The sequence below is a fragment of the Streptomyces sp. NPDC001852 genome (genome assembly GCF_042891825.1).
GTDB lineage: Bacteria > Actinomycetota > Actinomycetes > Streptomycetales > Streptomycetaceae > Streptomyces.
Map to the genome: position 1 here is coordinate 157090 of NZ_JBIATN010000001.1, position 16925 is coordinate 174014.

Sequence of the window (16925 nt, forward strand, 5' to 3'; positions counted from 1 at the left end):
TGGTCCGTTGGCCTTCCGCTCGGCGTGACCACATGCGCGCTGCTGGGCCAATGGCCCAGCGATTCGGGGCACACTTGAGCCAGTGACGTCGTTGGTGCTCTCATGGACTCGTCGATGGCGCTGCGGACCTCCGCGGCGCCTTTTCTGTGCCGGTGTTCCATTCCGGTTTCCATGGGGAGGGCAGCAGTGCTGAAGAGGATGTTCGTGGCTCCGGACCCGGGGCGGGCGCGCCTGCGCTTCGCCGCGCGGGCCGTCCTCGGCATCGGCCTCGCGGTCGTGGTCTGCTTCCTCGCCGGTCAGTCCGTCATCGGCGCGGTCACCGGCGGCCTCGCGGCCCTCCTCGCCCTGTTCACCGTCACCGACCCCACCGTGCGCGGGCAGGCCGTCACCACCGCGCTGCTGCCTGCCGTGGGTGTGCCGGTGCTCGCCGCCGCGGCCGAGCTGCACGCCGTGCCCGTGGCGCGCGACCTCGTCTTCCTGGCCGTCGTCGGCGCCGGGGTGTACGCGCGCCGCTGGGGCCCGCGCGGGCACAGCCTCGGCGTGTTCTCCTTCATGACCTTCTTCGTGGCCCAGTTCCTGCACGCCACCCCGGCGCAGCTGCCGGAGCTGTACGCCGCCGTGCTGCTGTCCGTGCTCAGCGCGGCGCTGGTGCGCTTCGGCCTGTGGTGCTACGAACGCCGGCTGCCCCCGGCCGTCGTACCGGCCCCGCCCGCCGGGCGCGGCCTCGCCCGGGTGACCACCCGGCAGGCCGTCCAGGCGACCGCCGCCGCGGGCTTCGCGCTGGTCGTGGGCCAGCTCGTGTCCGGCCAGCGCTGGTACTGGGCCGTCGGCGCCACCTGGTGGATCTTCGTCAACACCGCCTCGCGCGGGGAGACCCTGGTACGCGGCTTCCGCCGGGTCCTCGGCACGGTGATCGGCATCTGCCTGGGCTTCCTCCTCGCCGTCCCCGTGGGCGGCGCGCCGGTCCCGACGGCGGTCCTGATCGCCGTCGCCGTCTTCGGCATCTTCTACACGGCCGCCGTCTCCTACACCTGGATGATGCTCTGCGTGACCCTGCTCGCCGAACTGCTCTACGGCCTCCTCGGCGTCCTGAGCCCCGGCCTGCTCGCACTGCGTCTGGCCGAGACCGGTGTGGGTGCGCTCGGCGCCGGGCTCGCCGTGCTGTTCGTCCTGCCGGTCACCACCCATGCCATCACGGACGCCTGGATCCAGCGGGCCCTGCGGTGCGTCCACGCCTGTACGGCCGAGGCCGCGGCCCGGCTCGCGGGTTCCGGTACGGCGGACCCGGCGCCCCGCGTCGCCGAACTGGAGCAACTGCTCGGCCGGGTCCGGCTGGCCGTGGCCCCGCTGGTGCACCCGCTGAACCCGATGCCGGCCCGCAAGCGGCGCGCCCGGCGGGTCCTCGCGCTCCTCGACGACTGCGCCCGAGAGGTGCGTGGCCTGGTGGCGGTCGCCGCCGATCCGGAGGCCTCGCACGACGCCCGCCTGGCCGCGGCCTGCTGGCGCGTGGAGTCGGCCGTCGAGTCGCTCACCGCGGGCCGCCCCGAGCCCGTCCACAGCCCGGCCGAGCCGCCCGCCGAGCCCGCCCTGGCCCACCTGCACGGCCTGGAACGCGCCCTCACCGACCTGGCCGAACCCCTGCGGGCCCCGACGGGCTCGCGACTGGTGGGAGCCTGACCGATCACCGCCGACGTGCCGCCGAGGGGGATTTGAGCGCGGGGCACACGCCGGGGTGCGCTGACCAGCCGCGAGCCTGGGACGTCGGGGATGCGAGTCGTGGGGTCCGGGCCCGCTGTGCTTGAGGCCGCGGTGCCGGCGCAGGGATGTCGCGAGGCACCGACGCAGGTTCGGGAGGCGGGACACCGGGGCGCGGGGTACGGATGCGGGCCGGCGAGGGCGGGTGCGTGGAGCCGCGAGGCGCGGACGGGGACGTGCCCGCGAGGCACGGACGGAGCCGGAGGTGCCGCCACCGGTTCGCGAGGCAAGCACGCGGCTCCGCTGCGATCACATGGCCCGCAGGAGCGGTGGACACGGCTCCCGTGAGGGAACGAACCGCCGACAACCCCCGCCTCTTGGTCTAGACCGGCCGTGATCGGCTGCTACCGTCGGCCCCGGACGGGTCGACCGAGAGGGGACAGCGGTGGCACAGGACGGCAGGCCCGGCAGGCGCCGGGCCTTCATCGGCTCGTTCACGGCGGCGGGCGGCCCCGGCCTCGTGACCGCCGAGGTCGCGCCGGAGAGCGGCGCCCTGCTCCTCCGCACCGCGGTGCGCGACGTACCCGACCCGTCCTACCTGGTCCTCTCGCCGGACGGGGAGACGCTCTACACGGTCAGCGAGGGGGCCGAGGGCACCGTCGCCGCCTACCGCGTCGAAGGCGACCGGCCGGAACTCGCTGGACCCCCGGTGCGGGTCGACGGCAGCGGACCGACCCACCTCGGCCTGTACGCCGGGCATGTGCTGACCGCCAACTACGGCTGTGGCAGCGTCACCGCCGTACCCGTGCGTCCGGACGGCTCTCTCGCCGCCAAGCCCTCCGGGCGGCTCCAGCACACCGGCTCCGGCCCGCACGACCGGCGCCAGCGCGGGCCGCACGCCCACCAGGTGCAGCCCGACCCGAGTGGCAGGTGGGCCGTCAGCGTGGACCTCGGTACGGACTCGGTGCGGATCTGCACCCTCGAGGACGGCGTCCCCGCCCTGCACCGCGAGTTCGCCCTGCGTCCCGGCTCAGGCCCCCGCCATCTGGCCTTCCACCCGGACGGCGCGCACGCCTACGTCGTCAACGAACTCACCCCCACGGTGACCGTGTGCCGCTGGGACGTCGGGGCCGGCTCCCTCAAGCCGCTGGCCGAGGTCCCCGTGCTGCCCGGCGCCCCGGCCGGTGACGCCTATCCGTCCGGCATCGTGGTCTCGCCGGACGGCCGTTTCGTGTGGACCGCGACCCGCGGCGAGGACATCCTGTCGATCCTCGCCGTCGAGGGCGAGGCGCTCCGGCTGATCGGCACGGTGCCCTGCGGCGGGCAGTGGCCGCGCGCGCTGGCCGAGCACGGCGGCTTCCTCTACGCCGCCAACGAGCGCTCCGGCGACGTGACGTGGTTCGCCGTGGACGAGGCGACGGGGCTGCCCCGCTACGAGGGCTACGTGCCGGTCCCCGCGGCCTCCTGCGTCGTCTTCGCCTGAGCCCGCCGAGACAGGGCGTCCAGCAAGGCGACGGGCCCGCTCCCGGGCGGGGGAGCGGGCCCTGTGCCGTACGGGTGCCGTGGGCGCCGGCGCGGGTCAGCGAACCGGCATGCCCTGCGGCTGCGGCGGGGCGATGCCCAGCGTCGTCGTGTACTTGGCGAGGGCGAGCTTGCCGATCGCCGGGTACGCGCCGAGCGCCTCGGCCGTGGCACAGCCCGCCTCCTCGGCGGCCGCCGCCAGCAGCGCCGGGTCGATCTCCGGGCCGATCAGGTACGGCGCCAGGGCCAGCTGCTGCGAGCCCGAGGAACGCAGCTGCTCGGCCACGGAGGAGATCGAGCCCTCCTGGTCCAGGGCCGCCGCCATCACCGGCACGGCGAGGCGCGCGGCGAGCAGCATGCCGGTGATCCCGGCCGCCTGCACGGCCTCCTCGCCGCCCACGGACGCCAGGATGATGCCGTCCGCTGCGGTGGCCACGGTGAACAGGCGCGCGCGGTCGGCACGGGCCAGCCCCGCCTCGGACAGCCGCACGTGCAGCGCCTCGGCGAGCAGCGGGTGCGGGCCGAGCACGTCGGTCAGATCGGCGGCGACCCGGCTGTCCATCACGGACTGGCGGATCTGCCGCAGCAGGGCGCTGTCCGGACCGGCCAGCAGTGGGACGACGACGGCGACCGGGCCGTCGGGCTCCTTGACCCCCTCGACCCCGGCGGCGACGGCCTGCTCGTAACGGGCCGCGCGCTCCTCGGCCGCGCGCACGAGCACGGTCCGCAGCGTGGGGAACTCGGCGTCGTCCCCGTCCAGGTATCCGATCCGGGCGTCCAGGCCGGGCAGCTCGGAGCGGGCGATGCTCACGACCTCCTCGGCGAGGGCGCGCGTGGCGGCGCTGGGCGCACCGGGCACCGCGAGGGCGAGCGCGGGCGCGTCCTCGGGAGCCACCAGCGGTTCCGGCCGGCGGTGCCGTCCGGGCTGGCGGGGTCGCGGCATTCGTACGGGCAGGCCGGACTCGGGCCCAGTGGGGGTGCTCATGGCGCCGCATGTTACTGGCTTCCTGGGTTACTCCGTTCGGGGAGGGTGCAGGTGAGCGGTATCCGTCCGGTTTTGTCTGATGAGTTGCACAGCGACGACACATGTTCCGGGCACGTGCCGGGCGCATGGGCTGATAAAGCGGTCATAAGGGGGCTATAAGGGGGAACAAGCCGTCTTCGCGGGTGCCTCAATCGCCTTGCGCGGGGGCCACGCTGAGCATGACCGGATCACTCGGCAGAGTGAGTCGGCCGGCCGCCAGGTCGCTCGCGATCCGTACCGAGCCGTGCAGGGGGTCGCCCTCGGCCGGCACCCGCCGGGCCTGCGGCACCCTGCTCGCCAACTCCTCCCGCAGGGGCGTGAGCAGGGGCTCGCCCAGCCGGAACAGACCGCCGGTGAGCGCCACTCGAGGATGTCCGTCCGCCGGGCACACGGCCGCGACGGACTCGGCCATGTGCCGGGCCGCGGCGCGCAGGATGCCCGCGGCGACCGGGTCGTGGTCGGCGCACGCGGCCACCCGGGGGGCGAAGGAGGCCAGCACGGCGGGCCGGTCGGATCGCGGGTAGAGCAGCCCCGGCAGCCCGCGCACCGGGCCGAACTGTTCCTCCGCGCAGGTCAGCAGCGGTGCGGAGCCGCCGTCCCGGCCGTCGTGGGCGCGCAGCGCGGCCTCCAGGCCGGCCCGCCCGATCCAGGCGCCGCTGCCGCAGTCGCCGAGCAGATGGCCCCAGCCGTCGGCCCGGCGCCAGGCCGTGAGGTCGGTGCCGACCGCGACCAGCCCGGTACCCGCGGCGAGCACCGCGCCCGGACTCGGCCCGAGGGCGCCGACATAGGCGGTGACGGCGTCGGCGGCGAGCGCCACGTGCCGTACACCCAGCTCCCGGGCCAGGGCGGCCGGCAGTTCGGCGCGCAGGGCGTCGCCCAGGGTGGCGAAGCCGGCGGCGCCGACGACGGCCGTGCCCAGCTCGTCCACTCCGGCCTCCGCCGCGGATGCGCGGGCCAGCGGGACGAGCTGGGCCATCAGATGGGCGGGATCGATGCCCCGCGCACCCGTGCGGACCGGCTCCCGTGACTCCCGCTGTGCGGCGGGCGCCCGGCCCGGCACGCCGACGGCGACCCGCAGACCGGAGCCGCCGGAGTCCACCGCCAGATAACCGGGGACGGTCACGGCAGTCGCCAGTCCACCGGCTGTCCGCCCTGTTCGATCAGCAGGTCGTTGGCCCGGCTGAACGGGCGCGAGCCGAAGAACCCGCGGTCGGCCGACATCGGCGAGGGGTGCGCGGACTCCACCGCCGGCAGGCTGCCCAGCAGCGGACGCAGATTGCGGGCGTCCCGGCCCCACAGGACGGACACCAGCGGCTTGCCGCGCGCCGCCAGGGCCCGGATCGCCTGCTCGGTGACCTCCTCCCAGCCCTTGCCGCGATGGGCGCCCGGGCTGCGCGGTGCCGTGGTCAGCGCCCTGTTGAGCAGCAGAACGCCCTGCTGGGTCCAGGGTGTGAGGTCGCCGTTGGACGGCTGCGGCAGCCCCAGGTCGGTGTTCAGCTCGCGGAAGATGTTGATCAGGCTGGGCGGCAGCGGGCGTACCTCGGGCGCGACCGAGAACGACAGGCCCACCGCGTGCCCCGGGGTCGGATACGGGTCCTGACCGACGATCAGGACCCGTACGTCGTCGAACGGCTGCTGGAAGGCCCGCAGGACGTTGGGTCCGGCCGGGAGGTAGGTGCGTCCCGCGGCGATCTCCGCGCGCAGGAAGTCGCCCATCCCGGCGATCCGTTCCGCGACGGGTTCCAGGGCCTTCGCCCAGCCCGGTTCGACGATTTCATGCAAGGGTCGTGGTGCCACGGGCGTCACCCTACTGCCGCGCACCGCCCGGCGATCAACCGATGGCCGAAGCCCGGCGGCGACGCCCTCCGGCAGCCCGCCCCGCCCGGTCAGCCGATCACCGCCGCCCGCACGCAGAGCACGTCCGGCAGATGCGCCGCCAGCTGCTGCCAGCTGTCGCCGTCGTCGGACGAGGCGAACACCTCGCCGTTGCGGTTTCCGAAGTAGACACCCGCCGGGTCGGCGTCGTCGGTGCACAGGGCGTCCCGCAGCACCGTGCCGTAGTGATCCTCCTCCGGCAGGCCCTTGGCCAGCGGCTCCCAGGACCGGCCCGCGTCCGCGGTGCGAAAGACCCGGCAGCGGTGCTCGGCGGGCACCCGGTCGGCGTCGGCGTTGATCGGGAAGACGTACGCCGTGTCGGCCCGGTGCGGATGGCCGGCCACCGCGAAGCCGAACGTGGAGGGCAGATCCGTGCCGATGTCGGTCCAGTGCGCGCCGGCGTCGTCGCTCCGGTACACCCCCCAGTGGTTCTGCAGATACAGCCGGTCCGGGTCGCCCGCGTCCTTGGCGATCTTGTGCACGCACTGGCCGAACTCGGGGTTCGGGTCCGGCAGGAACACCGCCGACACACCGGAGTTGGACGGCGCCCAGCTCACCCCGCCGTCGGTGGAGCGGAACACCCCGGCCGTGGAGACGGCCACGGTCACCGCGCGGGGGTCGCGGGCGTCGGTGAGCACGGTGTGCAGGCCCTCACCGCCGCCCCCCGGCACCCACTGCGAGCGCGTCGGGTGCTCCCACAGCGGCCGGACCAGCTCGAAGCTCTCGCCGCGGTCCTCCGAGCGGTACAGCGCGGCCGGTTCCGTGCCCGCGTAGACCACGCCGGGCTCGGCGGCGGCCGGGTGCAGCTGCCAGACGCGCTCCAGGGAGGCGCCGGTGTCCTTGGGGAACTTGACGGCAGGCTGCGGCGGTTCGGTCCAGGTGCGGCCGAGGTCGTCGGAGTGGAAGACCGACGGGCCCCAGTGCGCGCTGTCGCCGCCCGCGAGCAGCCGCGGCCGGTCCTCCCGGGTGTCGATCGCGACCGAGTAGACCGCCTGCGCGTTGAAATACGGACTGTCGTCGAACTCCCAGGCGCCGCCGCCCCTTCGACGCCCGATGAACAGGCCCTTGCGGGTGCCTACTGCCAGCAGTACCTCGGTCATGCCGATCACCTCCGGGACGCCTTTGTCCAGGCAGTCGTGAGACAGGTAGTCGTCGGTTATCGGCCAGTGTGCACCCCACCACTGACAGTCTCCCCCGTTGTGCACGTTCCCGCAGGTCACGGCGGTGTCATCGGCCTGTGACGAAGATCGGCCCGGCCCGTTGCGGCATGCGCCTGCGCGAATGGCGTGTCTCGTGCGACCGTCGGGGAGACGGCTCGTCGTGAGCAGCGGAGCGATCTCCCGCGTATGGGAGGGCGGTCCGGCCGGTCGGTGCGCTCGTGAGGAGGATGCCTTTGAAGGCGTTCCGTGGTCCGAAGGTGTGGCTGTGGCGCTGGCGGCGCAACCCGCTGAAACGCCGGGCCGACGTGGTGGAGGCCTGGGTCCTGCTCGGCGCCTGGCTGCTGACCGTCCTGGCGGGGATCTCGGCCGGCCTGGTGGCGGCCGGGTCGGTGGAACACGGACTGGCGAGGGAGCGGGCGGACTGGCGTCCCGTCGTGGCCCACGTGGTGGGGCGGGCCCCGGGAACCTCCCCCGGGCACCGCCACGCCGCAGCCGGTGAACGCGTCTGGGCCAAGGTGAGCTGGACCGTGGCGGGCGGCCCGGCCCACACCGGCCAGGTCCGCGTGGACCCCGGAAGCAGGGCCGGCACGCCGGTCACGGTCTGGACCGACCCGCAGGGCCGGCTCGTCAGCCGCCCCGCCTCCGCCTCCGAGGCCGTCTTCCGGGGCACCCTGATCGGCTGCCTGGTGGGCGTGAGCGCGGCGGCCGTCCCCTTCGTCGGCGGCCTCGCCCTGCGCGGCCGTCTGGAGCGCCGCCGCATGCACGCCTGGGACGCGGAGTGGGCACGGCTCGGACCGCAGTGGGGACGGATGGTCTGACCACGGGCCAGCGGCCCGGCGCCCGTTCGGAGCGCGGGACCTGCGCTGCCTGTGAGGTCGTCGACGTCCTTGCCTCTCGGGCGCATGGCCATGACCGGGTGATCGTCGCCCGGATCGAGGCAAGCTCACACGGCCGGCTCCCCGGGGCGTGTCCAGCCCGACCACCCGGGCGACCCGTCCCGTCGCGCCGGAACGCGGGGCCCTGCCGTGTGCCTCTCCTCACGGCCGGTCCCGAGGCCGCCGCCGCGTCGCCGTCTACGAGCCGGACGGCTCCGGCCCCGGACTCGGCCGATCCCGAGAGGGCCCGCTCTGAGTCCGCCGACACCTCGCCAGCACCTCCCGGCACGCCCTCAGCAGCGCCTCGTCCTCCGGTATGCCCCGCCCGCCGCCTCCGCCCGATCGGGCCAAGTGGCGCCGCGGAGCGGCCAGTTCCGCCGCCGCCAGGGGCCGTAGTGGCGCGGCGGCCGGGCCCATCGCGGTCAGGCAGCGGGCGATCGTACGACGGGTGTGCGGGTCCTGGGCCCAGGCCTCCCGGAGCACCGGCAGGACCGGCTCGGGATCCGCGGTGATGCGCCACAGCGCGCACGCGGCCGGCACCTGATCCCGCGCGAGCCGCGACCGTGCCATGCGGCGCAGCGTGGGCAGCGCGGCGCGCGCCGCCGGACCCAGCCGGCCGAGCTGAACGGCGGCCAGGCGCCGGCTCTCAGGGTCGCCCCGGGTCAACTCCCGCAGCAGGACGGGGAGTACGACGGAGGCGTCCTGCTGTGCCGACCAGAGCGCGCCGGCCGCCGCGGTGGCGTGCCGGGTGTGCAGCAGCGCACGGAGGGCCGGAACCGCCCGCGCGGTGGCGCCCAGCACCTCGAGCGTGGCGATGACCTGACCCGCGATCGCGTCGTCCCACGCTCCCACGCCGCCGGGAGTGCCCGGCAGCAGCCGCAGGACCTCCGGAACGGCGTCCTCGTCCCCGATGGCGCCGACCGCCGCCAGCAGCGGAGCGGCGAGCCGGGCGGTGTCGGGAGAGGCCGGCGGAATCCGGCCGAGCCGGTGCCGCACCGCCGGGGCGAGCGGGGCCGCGGCGGCGCCCAGGTGGGCCAGCTCGAACCCCAGGTCCCCCGGTGCGGCCGGGCCGGCCAGCAGGTGGGCCAGGGCCGGGACCGCGCGCGGATCGCCGTTCCTGGCAAGGGCCTTGAGGGGGCCGCCCAGCGTTGAGGAGCCGCGTTCCACGCGGTGTGTCCACAGGTCGGGCCGGGCACACACCAGCCCGTACAGGTCGTCCGCGGCGGGCTCGGCCAGCGCGAACAGCTCCGCCAGCACGGTGACCGCCGCGTCCCGCAACCAGTCCTGTTCCGCGTCCAGTTGGGCGCCGAGCAGCCGGACCGTGCCGGCGTGGTCGGCACGCCAGCCGCGCACCAGTACCGCCGCCATCCACACGCCATGGCACCGGTCCACCGGGTCCGGGCCGGTCAACTGCCCGCCGAGGAGCGCGATCCGGTCGTCCACGCGGTCGCCGAGCGCGGTGTGCAGGGTGTGCAGCAGCCGGGAGCCCTCCTCGTCGGACGGGCGCAGCCGCCGTATGCGCCCGACGAGAGAGTCGGCGGCGCAGGGCTCGGTGATCCGGACGCGGTGCGCGGAGCGCTCCCTGAGCAGCCGGATCGCCGTCGGCACCAGGTCGGCGGGCAGCCGGGCGGGGGCGACGAGCGCGAGCTGACCGAGTGCGGCGAGCCGCAGCCCCGGGGCGTAGGGCGGCGCGCTCTGCTCGGCCAGGAGATCCACCGCGGCGTCGGCGTGCGCGGGGTGCCGGCGGACGAACAGGGCGAGCGCCTCCAGGAGGGCGAGCAGGACCCGGTCGTCCCGCTCCGCCCGCAGCCGCTGCCGTAACAGCTCCAGGGCGCGGGCCGGTGCGGCCAGGAAGTGCACGAGGGCCGAGGCGGACGCCCGGCGAACCGTGGGGTCGGGGTCCCCGGTGAGCCGGACGAACACCTCGGCGCCCGCGCACACGGCGTCCCGTGCGCGCGGGTCCCCGGCCGCGCCCTCCGCGCCGATGCCGACCAGCAGTTCCACGATGCCGCCCCGGTCCGGCACCTCCTCGCGGGTCACGAGCGAGAACAGGAACGGGACGCAGGCCAGCGTCGAGTCGTACACACACCCCTCGTGGTGCAGTGCGCCGTACATCCCGTCGAGCGCGGTCGCCCGCTCGGCGGTGTCCGCGGACGCCAGTGCCCGTAACCAGCCGGGCACGTCCTCCGCGCTGCCGTACGCATGGTGCAGCGAGGCCCAGTCGACCTCGTCGATCCCCGTGAACACGTTGTCCTCCCCAGACGAGTGCCACCTGATCGCGAGTGTGCACCACGGCACTGACAACGGTTCGGAGTTGCGCACTGACTGTGTGCGATCCGTCGGCTGTCACCGGCCAGGGTTCCAGCCGCTCGCGCCTGCCCGTCCGGAGGAACACCGGCGCCCGGTGGGAGGGGTCAGTTCCGGCCGGGCAGGGCCCGCTCCAGGATCGTGTCGAGGTCGCTGCCGGAGGGCAGCGTGCCGAACGCGTGCCCCCAGTCGCCGCCCAGCCGGCTCGCGCAGAAGGCGTCCGCGACCGGGTGCGGGGCATGCCGTACCAGCAGGGAGGCCTGGAGGGCGAGCGCCATCCGCTCCACCAGACGGCGGGCGCCCACCTGGTCCGTTTCGGCCAACTGGTCCTTGAGCGCGGCCACCGCCGCATCCAGGCGGGCGTCCGCCCCGCGCGCGAGGGCGAGTTCGGCGAACAGGGCCTCGGCGGTGTCCGGTTCGCGGCCGAGGGCGCGCAGCACGTCGAGCGCGTTGACGTTGCCCGAACCCTCCCAGATCGACAGCAGCGGGGCCTCCCGGTAGTGCCGCGGCATGCCGGAGTCCTCGACGTAGCCGTTGCCGCCCAGGCACTCCAGGGCCTCGGCGGTGAACGCCGGTCCGCGCTTGGTGACCCAGTACTTGCCCACGGCGGTGGCGATCCGCCGGAAGGCCCGCTCCCCGGCGTCCCCGCGCACCGCGCGGTCCGCCGCGCCGGCCAGCCGCAGGGTGAGCGTCGTCGCCGCCTCGGACTCCAGCGCCAGGTCGGCCAGGACGTTGCGCATCAGCGGCTGCTCGATCAGCCGGGCGCCGAACGCGCTGCGGTACCGGGCGTGATGCCCCGCCTCGACCAGCGTCTTGCGCATCAGGGCCGCCGAGGACATCACACAGTCCAGCCGGGTGCAGTTGACCATCTCGATGATGGTCTTCACCCCGCGGCCCTCCGGTCCGACCAGCCAGGCCACCGTCCCGTCGAACTCCGGCTCCGAGGACGCGTTGGACCGGTTGCCCAGCTTGTCCTTCAGTCGCTGGATGCGGAAGGTGTTGCGGCTGCCGTCCGGCAGCACACGCGGTACGAGGAAGCACGACAGCCCGCCGGGGGCCTGTGCGAGGACCAGGAAGACGTCGCACATGGGCGCCGACGTGAACCACTTGTGTCCGCGCAGCGTGTACACACCGGACTCCCCGGTGGGCGTGGCCGTGGTGGTGTTCGTCCGGACGTCCGACCCGCCCTGCTTCTCCGTCATGCCCATCCCCGCGAGCAGCCCCGGCTTCTCGGTCGGCACGCGCAGCTCGGGGTCGTACTCCCGGCTGGTGAGCAGCGGTTCGTACACCTTGGCCAGATCCGGCTGTGCGCGCAGCGCCGGTACGGCGGCGTACGTCATCGACGTCGGGCAGCCGTGCCCGGCCTCCGTGTGCCCCCACACCAGCCCGCCCGCGGTACGGGCCACATGGGCGCCGGGCCGCTCGTCCGCCCAGGGGGCGCCGGCCAGGCCCTCGGCGACGGCCGTGCGCATCAGGTGGTGCCAGCTGGGATGGAACTCCACCTCGTCGACCCTGTGGCCGTACCGGTCGTGGGTGCGCAGCACCGGCTCGTGCCGGTTCGCCAGCTCACCCCACTCCTGCGCCTCGGCGCTGCCGGCGCGCGCCCCCAGGCGCCGGACGTCGTCCTCGGCCCAGCCGGCGCCCTCCCGGCGCAGCCCCTCCAGCAGGGCGGGATCGTCGGAAGCGTCGTACGGGGCCGAGGGCGGGGCCTGGTTGGTGACCTCGTGCGTGGCGTACTGCGGCTGGGCCTGGAACGGCGACTGCGGCTGCGCAGGCGACTGCGCGGGAATCGAGACCATGGGAGCATGTTGCACTCTCGCTGCGGTCGTAGCAATACTGCAACAAGAAGGTGCACGTACAGTACGTGTCCATGCCCATGAACGTCTCGCCCGAGCCGGAGGAGGCAGGCCTGCGGCCGCTGTCCGCGCGGTCGGTCGTACTGAGCCTGCTCCTCGGCGCGCACCCGGCGGAGCTGCCGGTGAAGGACCTGGTCCGGCTGGTGGAGCCGTTCGGTGTCGGCGGCTCCACGCTGCGGGCCGCGCTCAGCCGGATGGTGACCGCGGGGGACCTGCGCCGCACCGACGCCGTCTACCGGCTCAGCGACCGGCTCTTGGCGCGCCAGCGGCGGCAGGACGAGGCGCTGCGGCCCGGCACGCGCGCGTGGCACGGCGACTGGGAGATGGTGGTCATCACGGCGACCGGCCGCGGCCCCGCCGAACGCGCCGAGCTGCGCGCCCGGTTGACCGCCCTGCGCCTGGCGGAACTGCGCGAGGGCGTATGGCTGCGCCCGGCCAACCTCGGCCGTGCCCTGCCGGATCTGCTGGGCTCCGTCGCCCGGACGTACACCGCGCGGCCCGACGAGCCCGCGCACGATCTGGTCGCCCGGCTCTGGCCGCTGGACGCCTGGGCGGCCACCGCACGGACCCTGCTCGCCCACGCGGCGGCCGCCAGGACCCCGGCGGACCGCCTCACCGCCTACGCGGCGGCCGTACGTCACCTGCTCACCGACCCTGTCCTGCCTCCCGGGCTCCTGCCCGCCGACTGGCCGGGCGAGGCCCTGCGCGCGGCGTACGCCGGCTATCAGCGGGAGCTGGCCGCGTCGGTGGGGCACAGGGACCGTGCCGCATGACCGCCGTGACCCTCGAACGGTTCCTGCACGCCCGGTTCCAGGAGGAGGAACGGGTGGCCCGGGACGCGATCACCGGTGCGCCCGGCGCGGTCTGGGGCGTCATGGCCGACGAGATCGAGCAGGTGCTCACATCCTGGGACGGCGGGACCACGCACACGCCCATGGTGCAGTTCGGCGCCGAGGACCCCGTGCCGCTGCTCACCCACGTGGCCCGGCACGATCCGGCCCAGGTGCTGCGCGAACTCCAGGCGAAGCGGGCGCTGTTGGAGGAGCACCGCATGCGGGACGACGGCACGTGCCGCACGTGCCGCGAAGCAGCGTGTCCACGTTCGCCGTGCACCACGCTGCGCCTGCTCGCCGTGCCGTACGCCGGCCATCCCGGATACGACGACTCCTGGCGCCCTTAGACCGCCGTCGGGCGACCTCGATCGCGGGCCCTCGGGCCTGTCGTCAAGGAGCGCCGCCGGCCGCCTCGCCGGTCCCGGCACCGGGGAGTCCGGCCGGGACACCGCCGGATCCGCCGTCGGCACGGCCGGTTCCGAAACCCAGACGGCTCTGTTCCTCGGCGACGATACGGCGCGCCATCTCGGTGTCCGACACGTCGACGGCGTCCGGGGTCGACTCCGCCACCGCGCTGCGGCGGGCGTAGGCGTCGAACAGGCGGACCTTCCTGCGCAGCATCTCCACCATCCGCTCGTCCACGCCGCCCGGAGCCAGCAGGCGGTGCACCCGGACCGGCCGTACCTGGCCCATGCGGTGGGCCCGGGCCACCGCCTGCTGTTCGACGGTGGGCTTGATCTGGGGTTCGCAGATGATCACGACGGAAGCGGCCTGGAGGTTGAGCCCCACGCCCGCCGCCTGGATCTGCGCCAGCAGTACCGCCGGACCGGACACGGCCGTGAACTCGTCGACGAGCAACTGGCGCCGTTCGGGCGGCACGCTCCCGGTGAGCGGGCCGACCACGGCACCGCCGGCCCCCGACCCGGCGCCGAGCGCGTCCTTCACCGCGCCCAGGACGTCCCGGAAATTGGAGAACACCACCACCTTCAGCCCGTTCTCGCCCGCCTCCTGCACGATCTCGCGGAGCCGGACCAGCTGCGCGGACTTCTCCGGGCGGGCGTACGCGGCCTGGCGCATCGCCATGAAGTTGCCGGAACTCACCGCCTCGCGGTACGCCTCCTCGTCCGAGGCGCTCGGTTCCTCCCACTCGTCCGTGTGCTGGAGGGCGGGCAGTTCGGCGAGGACGTCCACCTGGTTGCGGCGCAGGTAGACCGGGGCGACCGCCTTGCGGAAGGCCACGGAGCCGGGGAGCCCGGCACCGTCGCCGATGCGCTCGGCAACGTCCTGGTCGAGCATCCGGACCAGGTTGCGGAACTCGGCGACCCGGTTCTCCATCGGCGTGCCCGTCATGAACAGGACCCGGTCGCAGCGGCCGGCCCACTGGGCCGCGGCCCGGGAGCGCAGGGCCTCGGGGTTCTTCACCCAGTGCGCCTCGTCCACCACCAGCATCCCGATCTCGCCCCCGCCGGGTACCGGAAAGCCGCGCAGGGCGTCGAAGGTCGTCACGGCGACGCCGCCCCGCCCCTTCCAGCAGGCGAACGCGTCGTGCCGGTCCGGCCCGTGCAGGGGCGTGACGGCGAGCGAGGTGCGGGACTCGATCTCCCGGGTCCAGTTCACCAGGACGCTCGCCGGGCAGACCACCATGAAGTGGCTGTGCCCTTCGGCGGCCAGATGCGTCAGCGCGGCCATGGCCTGGACGGTCTTGCCGAGCCCCATCTCGTCGCCGAGGATCACCTTGCGCTGCGCCAGGGCGAACCGGGCGCCGAACGCCTGGTAGCCGCGGAGCGACACGCGCAGCCGGGACTCGTCGAGCTGCTGGCCCCGCACCCGCTCGGCGATGCCGTCGGGCAGGAACCCCTCGGCGGCGGCCGTGTCCGGAGCGCGCCCGGAGATCTCGGCGAGCAGGCCGTAGTACTCGGCGGAGCGCAGTTCGAAGTCCACCCACGCCGCGAGGTCGCTCGACGTCCCCCGCAACAGGTCCACCGACGCCTGCGCGAGCGCCTCGGGGGTACCGGCCTCGACCGCCTCCGCCACCAGCGCGCGCAGCTCCTCGGCGGCCTGCAGCGCGCGGGCCCTCCTGGCCCGTGAGACCGTCAGCATGCTCAGCCGTCCTGCGGCGGGCCGGGCGTCGGCCAGCGCGGGCGCGAACCGCTGCGTCAGCTCGGCGGCGGTGCCGACCGCGCGCCGTGCCTCGGGCCCCGCCTCCACCAGGACGTGCAGGGCCATGACCAGTGCGGTGGTCCGTGGCTCCGGCCGGTCGACGTCGATGTGCACGGCGACGGTGTCGTGCACGGCGTCGGACAGCTGCCGTGCGGCCGCGACGATCTGGTCCGCGGTGCGCTGACCCACTCCGGGGATCTGCCGCAGCCGGTAGGGGCCGGCTTCGAGCACCTGCCGGACCGTACGCAGTCCGCTCCGGTCGACACTGCCCAGCCGCAACCGTCCGTCCGTGGCGTCCTGCAGCCGGATCACGGGTATGGCGTCGAGCGCCTGCTCCACCGCCGCGTCCTGGATCGGCTTCAGCGCCGCGCGGACCGCCTCGACGGCCCTGCCGTGATCATCGGCCAGTGTCCGTGCGGCCTCGTACAGCCGGTCCGCCTCCGCGACCGCCTCCCGCTCCCTGCGCCCCATCCGCCCTCCCTGACGCGCCATCCTTCCATCCGGGGGAGACCCGGTGGAGCCCCGGTGGAGCGGGCGAGCGGCGACAGGGGCAGGGGCCGCCGCCCGCGGCGAGTGCCGCCCGCGCTCCAGGCGGGGGACTGACTGCACCTCGACTCCGAGGGCTGCCGGATCCTCGTCTCGGCGGTGCCCGCGGGGCTGTTCCACGGCGGCGGCCGGGCGCTTTGGGGCGGGGCGTTCGCGCGGGGCGGGTGGCGCGGGCGCGGTGCGAGGCGTTCCCTGGGAAGTGGGCACCCCCGGGGGAGATGCGGGGATGACCAGCGCGGTGGCGGGCACTCGGTGGGCACGCAAGATCTCACCCGAGGAGAGTCATGGCTGAGCAGAAGTCGTCGTCGGCCCTCACGGCGCCGCTGCGCGGCGCGGCCTCGGTCCTGCGCAGGGTGCCCAGCGCCGGGATGGTGAGCAGGGCCGCGGAGGGAACCCTGGACAAGGTCGGCGCTGTCTCGCCCCGCGGACGGCGCATCGCGGTGTACGCGGGCGCCGGAGTGCTCGGCGCCGCGGGCGTGGTGGAGTGGCCCGTGGCCCTCACCGGCGCGGCCGTGGCCTGGCTCACCCAGCCCCGCCCACCGCATCCGGCGGACGGCGGGGCCGGGCAGTGTCCCGAACCCGCCCATGACCTCGGCACCGCAGCCCTCAGGTCCGGCCATGGCGGCCGGGGCCGGGACGCCCGCGGTACGGGCGCGGCGGAGGGCGGCGGGGGAGCCGAGAGCCCCGGCGAAGCCTGGGACGCCGGCGCCGCGGAGGCCGGGGTCGAGGCCGCCGGCGCCGCCGAGGCTTCCGCAGGGAGCAGGACCCCCGGCAGCACCGGGACACGCACAAGCAGCCGTAGAGCGGGCGGCACCGGGACTCCCGGCGGCGCGACGGCATCGCGGACCGGCCGCACATCCGGCGAATCCAAGACGACCGGCAGCGCCACGGCATCCCGCAGCCGCCACACAACGGGCGGCACCGGGGCGACCGGCAGCGCCAGGACGGCCGGAAGCAGGAAGACCCCCGGCGGCGCGCGAACCACCCACGGCGCCGAGAGTGCGGTGGGCAACCCGTCCACCGGGCCTTTCGAACCCACGGCGCGGCCCGACCGCACCACGCTCTGAGGAGGG

At 75.1% G+C, this 16925-nt stretch carries 13 protein-coding genes; 6 read left to right on the forward strand and 7 right to left on the reverse strand.

What is annotated here, in order from left to right:
* Positions 1 to 186 precede the first annotated feature (186 nt).
* Both ACFYZB_RS00620 and ACFYZB_RS00625 read left to right on the forward strand, forming a co-directional pair.
* The gene (locus ACFYZB_RS00620) at positions 187 to 1677 is read left to right on the forward strand and encodes an FUSC family protein (RefSeq protein WP_388752561.1); all 1491 of its coding nucleotides are present in this window, start codon (positions 187 to 189) and stop codon (positions 1675 to 1677) included.
* Positions 1678 to 2140: 463 nt separating this feature from the next.
* A complete protein-coding gene (locus tag ACFYZB_RS00625; RefSeq protein WP_388752564.1) occupies positions 2141 to 3178 on the forward strand; it encodes a lactonase family protein in 1038 nt (345 codons plus the stop codon).
* Between the two features lie 96 nt (positions 3179 to 3274).
* Here ACFYZB_RS00625 and ACFYZB_RS00630 read toward each other — a convergent pair whose 3' ends face one another.
* The 4 genes from ACFYZB_RS00630 to ACFYZB_RS00645 form a co-directional block, all read right to left on the reverse strand.
* Positions 3275 to 4201 (reverse strand): hypothetical protein, encoded by a 927-nt coding sequence (locus ACFYZB_RS00630; RefSeq protein ID WP_351205320.1) that lies wholly within the window; start codon positions 4199 to 4201, stop codon positions 3275 to 3277.
* 187 nt (positions 4202 to 4388) lie between these two features.
* On the reverse strand, positions 4389 to 5363 hold the full coding sequence (locus ACFYZB_RS00635; protein ID WP_388752567.1) for an N-acetylglucosamine kinase: 975 nt from the start codon (positions 5361 to 5363) through the stop codon (positions 4389 to 4391).
* Positions 5360 to 6037: a uracil-DNA glycosylase gene (locus ACFYZB_RS00640; protein WP_388752570.1), complete on the reverse strand. Its 678-nt coding sequence runs from the start codon at positions 6035 to 6037 to the stop codon at positions 5360 to 5362. The genes ACFYZB_RS00635 and ACFYZB_RS00640 overlap by 4 nt, the downstream gene beginning before the upstream one ends.
* Before the next feature lie 89 nt (positions 6038 to 6126).
* The gene (locus tag ACFYZB_RS00645) at positions 6127 to 7215 is read right to left on the reverse strand and encodes an exo-alpha-sialidase (RefSeq protein WP_351205326.1); all 1089 of its coding nucleotides are present in this window, start codon (positions 7213 to 7215) and stop codon (positions 6127 to 6129) included.
* Between the two features lie 287 nt (positions 7216 to 7502).
* Between ACFYZB_RS00645 and ACFYZB_RS00650 the strand changes: the two genes are divergently transcribed.
* Positions 7503 to 8093 (forward strand): hypothetical protein, encoded by a 591-nt coding sequence (locus ACFYZB_RS00650; RefSeq protein ID WP_388752572.1) that lies wholly within the window; start codon positions 7503 to 7505, stop codon positions 8091 to 8093.
* Positions 8094 to 8348: 255 nt separating this feature from the next.
* On the opposite strand, the gene ACFYZB_RS00655 is transcribed toward ACFYZB_RS00650, so the two are convergent.
* Together ACFYZB_RS00655 and ACFYZB_RS00660 are read right to left on the reverse strand one after the other, a co-directional pair.
* Complete coding sequence (locus ACFYZB_RS00655; protein ID WP_388752574.1) at positions 8349 to 10397, reverse strand: HEAT repeat domain-containing protein; 2049 nt, start codon at positions 10395 to 10397, stop codon at positions 8349 to 8351.
* A 167-nt stretch (positions 10398 to 10564) separates the two neighbouring features.
* Entirely contained in the window at positions 10565 to 12256 is a 1692-nt protein-coding gene (locus ACFYZB_RS00660) for a DNA alkylation response protein (RefSeq protein WP_388752576.1), read from the reverse strand.
* A gap of 71 nt (positions 12257 to 12327) precedes the next feature.
* Here ACFYZB_RS00660 and ACFYZB_RS00665 point away from each other — a divergent pair, with 71 nt between their 5' ends.
* Together ACFYZB_RS00665 and ACFYZB_RS00670 are read left to right on the forward strand one after the other, a co-directional pair.
* Positions 12328 to 13086 (forward strand): PaaX family transcriptional regulator C-terminal domain-containing protein, encoded by a 759-nt coding sequence (locus ACFYZB_RS00665; protein WP_388752578.1) that lies wholly within the window; start codon positions 12328 to 12330, stop codon positions 13084 to 13086.
* Positions 13083 to 13493 (forward strand): DUF6221 family protein, encoded by a 411-nt coding sequence (locus ACFYZB_RS00670; RefSeq protein WP_388752581.1) that lies wholly within the window; start codon positions 13083 to 13085, stop codon positions 13491 to 13493. Before ACFYZB_RS00665 ends, ACFYZB_RS00670 begins: the two co-directional genes overlap by 4 nt.
* Positions 13494 to 13536: 43 nt before the next feature.
* Here the strand turns inward: ACFYZB_RS00670 and ACFYZB_RS00675 are convergent, their stop codons facing one another.
* The gene (locus tag ACFYZB_RS00675) at positions 13537 to 15777 is read right to left on the reverse strand and encodes a DEAD/DEAH box helicase (RefSeq protein WP_388752583.1); all 2241 of its coding nucleotides are present in this window, start codon (positions 15775 to 15777) and stop codon (positions 13537 to 13539) included.
* Between the two features lie 359 nt (positions 15778 to 16136).
* Between ACFYZB_RS00675 and ACFYZB_RS00680 the strand changes: the two genes are divergently transcribed.
* Positions 16137 to 16919, forward strand: coding sequence for a hypothetical protein (locus ACFYZB_RS00680; RefSeq protein ID WP_388752586.1), 783 nt, complete (start codon positions 16137 to 16139; stop codon positions 16917 to 16919).
* Positions 16920 to 16925: the final 6 nt, after the last annotated feature.